We start from the raw sequence: 3,730 nt of genomic DNA, 5'->3' as shown, positions 1-3,730 counted from the left end.
GTCCCCGCCCGTGTCCCCGCCCGTGTTCCCGCCCGTGCGTGCGGCCGCCGGAGGGCCGGGCACGGCGGCCGTGGCCGTCGGGGTGACCGCGCTGGTCGTGGTCGTGGCCGTCGCGCTCGTGTGCGCCTGGCCGTGGATCGACGGGCTGCTCACCTCGCCGGGAACCGAGTCGGGCGGGCTGCGCACGCAGCTGAACACGTGGGTGCCCGCGATCGCCGGCGCGCTGGTCTCCGTGGGCGTCGCCTACCTGGCGGCGCTCGGCATCGGCGGCCTGCGCCCGCTGGGGGCCATGAGCGAGTGGCTGCTGCTCGCGTTCGCACCCTGGTTGTTCGCCGGTACGGGCGTGTTCGCCGTCGCCAACTGGCAGAACATGCGCAACCTCGGCCTCATCGACACGTTCGCCGCGCTCGTCCCGCCCCTCCTCGTGAGCGTCCCCGCGCTGCTCGTGCTCACGTTGTTGTGCAAAGGGCTGGCGGAGCGGGCCGGCGGCGACTTCTTCAGCGGCGTGTTCCTGCCCTCGCTCCCCATGGCCGGGATCCTCGCCGGCGCGGTCGCGCTGGTGAACGCCCAGGACCTGCTCTGGCCGCTGCTCGTCGCCCAGCAACCGGAGTTGTTCACCGCACCCGTCGCCCAGGCGGCCCATCTCGGCGCGTACACCGCCGCCTCACCTGACGTCGGCGCGGCCACGCCGCCGGTCGTCGTCGCCGTCGCCCTGGCCGCCGTCGTGGCCGCCCAGCTGCTCTATCTCGACAGGCTCGCCCTCACGGCAGACGGTTCGCGAACGCGTACGCCCTCCGCGTAAGTTGGCTGACTGTGGAGATACGCGACCTCACCCCTGACGACCTCGACGACGCCCTTGACCTTCGCAGACGCGCCTTCGGCCCGCTGCCGCCACAGGACAGGGAGCGGTGGCGACAGGCTGTGCTCCCCAACCTCGGCGAGGGCCGCTACCTGGGCGCCTTCGACGGCACCAGACTGACCGCCACGGCGCGGCTGCGCGGGTTCACCCAGTGGTGGCACGGCAGGCCGCAGCCGATGGCCGGCATCGCCGGGGTCGCCGTGGCGCCGGAAGACCGCGGCCGCGGCCTCGGCACCACGATCATGCGCGCGGTCGTCGAACGCGGCAGGGCGTTCGGGGACGCGATCTCCGCGCTCTATCCGGCCACCACCGGCATCTACCGCTCGCTCGGCTACGAGCACGCCGGGGCCCAGCACAGCGTACGGATGCCGGCCGAGCTGCTGCGCCAGATCAGGCCGTCCGGCGCCGTCAAGCTCCGCAGGATGGGACCGGGCGACGTGGGGGAGGTCGTCTCCATCCTGCGCCGCGTGCACGGCGCCGCCCGCGCCGGCGGGCCGATCTCCTGGGACGAGCACACCTGGAGCCGGTGCCTCGGGGACGAGGACGACTTCCTCTACCTCGCCGACGACGGTTTCGTCGTCTACCGCTGGCACGGCGAGGACATGCTGGTCGACAGCCTGGTCGCCGGGTCCGGGGAGACGCTCAGGGCGCTGTGGGGCGTGGTGGGCAGCGCGTCGTCGATCGCGCGGGACGTCGTCGCGCACGTGGCTCCCGACGACCCTGTGTTGTGGTTGCTGCGCGAGCGGACGATCGAGCAGGTCACGCAGCGACGGTGGATGTTCAGGGTGCTGGACGTCGTCGCCGCGGCCGAGCGCAGGGGATACCCGGCGCACCTGTCCGGCGAGGCCGTCGTCACCGTGGACGACCCCCTGGGAGGGGGCGGCACGTGGCGGCTGGAGTTCTCGGGCGGCTCGGCCGCGGTCACCCCTGCCGGGCAGCCGGGGGTGAGGCTGAGCATCAACGGCTTCTCCGCTCTGTACGCCGGGATTCCGGCGGCCACATTGCGGCTCAGCGGGCTCATGTCCGGAGATGAGCGATACGACGAGACACTCGACGCCGCCTTCGCCGCCAGGCCGTACATGCTGGAGGACTTCTGACGGGCGTTTCCCGGTGCGCGGCCACCGCGGGCGGAGTAGAGTCTCGTGCCGAACAGATGTTCGGCGTATACGGGAGGGCATGCCGGTGCGGGTCATGGGCGTCGATCCGGGGCTGACCCGGTGCGGGCTGGGCGCTGTCGAAGGGCGTCCGGGCGCGCCGCTGACGCTCGTGTCGGCCGGGGTGGTGCGCACCGGCGCCGACGAGGAGCTCGGCGCCCGGCTCGTCGGCATCGAGGCCGGGATCGACAAATGGCTCGACGACGTGCGTCCCGACGCGGTCGCGGTCGAGCGCGTCTTCAGCCAGCACAACGTACGCACCGTCATGGGCACGGCGCAGGCCGCGGGGATCGCGGTGCTGTGCGCGGCCCGGCGCGGGCTCCCCGTGGCGCTGCACACGCCGTCCGAGGTGAAGGCTGCCATCACCGGCAGCGGCACGGCCGACAAGAAGCAGATCGGCGCCATGGTGACGCGGCTGCTGCGGCTCGCCGAGATGCCCAGGCCCGCCGACGCCGCCGACGCGCTCGCCCTGGCCATCTGCCACGTCTGGCGCGGCGGCGCCCAGCACCGCCTCGCCGCGGCCCTCGCCAAGGCCACCAAGAAGGGGCCCGGGTCGTGAGGGCCCTGGAGCCGCGCCGGGCGTCGTTCCGGTCCAGGCGGCAGACTCTGACGGGCCGGCCCTCTCGATGGCCGCGCGTTCCCGCTCGCGGCGGGGTGGTTCGAGCGCCGGCGCCTCCGGTCGTGTGCGGTGGGCCGGCTGTTGCGACCGTCGGTCGTCTTCCTTGTCCGCGGAAACTGGCGGTTCGTGCACGCCGGGCCGTCCTCGCCGTTCGCGACGTGGGGACGGGCAGGCCTGCGGGGCGGAAGGTTCAGCGCGGCGCGCGACATTCTGCGGCAGAGGGCGGGGTTGTGATCGAAGTGAGGACAGGAGGCGTGTGGTGATCGCGTCGGTGGCGGGGAAGGTGACGGCGATCGCGCCCGACGGAGCCGTGATCGAGGTCGGCGGCGTCGGGATACTCACCCACTGCACCCCCGGCACGCTCGCCACGCTCCGCGTCGGTGAGGAGGCGCGGCTGGCCACGTCGCTCGTGGTGCGCGAAGAGTCCCTCACGCTGTTCGGCTTCGCCACCGACGACGAGCGGGCGGTGTTCGAACTGCTGCAGACGGCCAGCGGCGTCGGGCCGAAGCTGGCACTGGCGATGCTGGCCGTGCACACGCCCAACGCACTGCGGGTGGCGGTGGCCGCCGCCGACCTGAAGGCGCTGACGCAGGTGCCGGGCATCGGCCAGAAGGGGGCGCAGCGCATCGTGCTGGAGCTCAAGGACCGGCTCGGCACGCCGGAGGCGGCGGTCGACGCCGCGCTCAACGGCGAGCGGAAGGCGGCGGCCTGGCGCGAGCAGGTGCATTCGGGGCTGGTGGGGCTCGGCTACTCCAGCAAGGACGCCGACGAGGCGATCGCCGCCGTCGAGCCCGACGCCGAGGCCGATCTCGCCGCCGGCCGGCAGCCGCGCGTGGCCCCGCTGCTGAAGGCCGCGCTGCGCTCGCTGAGCGTGCAATGAGTCATTACGGCAAAGCCGGCGTCACCGCACGCGCCGACGTGGCTTGCCGCCCGTCATGGCCGGTCGTGAAGGCCCACGTGGTGCCCGCCGTGACGAGCGGGCCGTGGACCGGCTTCCGTGGTTCAGGGGCGACCGGGCCGTCTCTCGCGGATGATGGCCCGTCGGGGTGTGGGGCGCCGGGCGGGCATGGTGGTCCGTCGGGGCGTGCGGTGACCGGT

4 protein-coding genes are annotated in these 3,730 nt (G+C 73.6%); all 4 read left to right on the top strand.

Annotated features, from left to right (window positions below):
* Positions 1–802, top strand: an 802-nt coding sequence (locus E1267_RS45165; RefSeq protein ID WP_220449943.1) for an ABC transporter permease family protein, incomplete at its 5' end; no start/stop codon positions are given.
* An 11-nt stretch (positions 803–813) separates the two neighbouring features.
* Positions 814–1,956, top strand: a complete 1,143-nt coding sequence (locus E1267_RS43050) for a GNAT family N-acetyltransferase (RefSeq protein ID WP_132341984.1) — start codon at positions 814–816, stop codon at positions 1,954–1,956.
* Positions 1,957–2,041: 85 nt separating this feature from the next.
* Positions 2,042–2,572, top strand: a complete 531-nt coding sequence (gene ruvC, locus E1267_RS43045) for a crossover junction endodeoxyribonuclease RuvC (protein WP_132341986.1) — start codon at positions 2,042–2,044, stop codon at positions 2,570–2,572.
* Positions 2,573–2,891: 319 nt separating this feature from the next.
* On the top strand, positions 2,892–3,512 hold the full coding sequence (ruvA, locus tag E1267_RS43040) for a Holliday junction branch migration protein RuvA (RefSeq protein ID WP_132341982.1): 621 nt from the start codon (positions 2,892–2,894) through the stop codon (positions 3,510–3,512).
* The last annotated feature ends 218 nt before the right edge of the window (positions 3,513–3,730 follow it).

This window comes from Nonomuraea longispora, assembly GCF_004348345.1.
In the GTDB taxonomy this organism is placed as follows: domain Bacteria; phylum Actinomycetota; class Actinomycetes; order Streptosporangiales; family Streptosporangiaceae; genus Nonomuraea; species Nonomuraea longispora.
The sequence above is the reverse complement of the archived record's forward strand: the minus strand, read 5'-3'. Positions and strand labels throughout refer to the sequence as shown.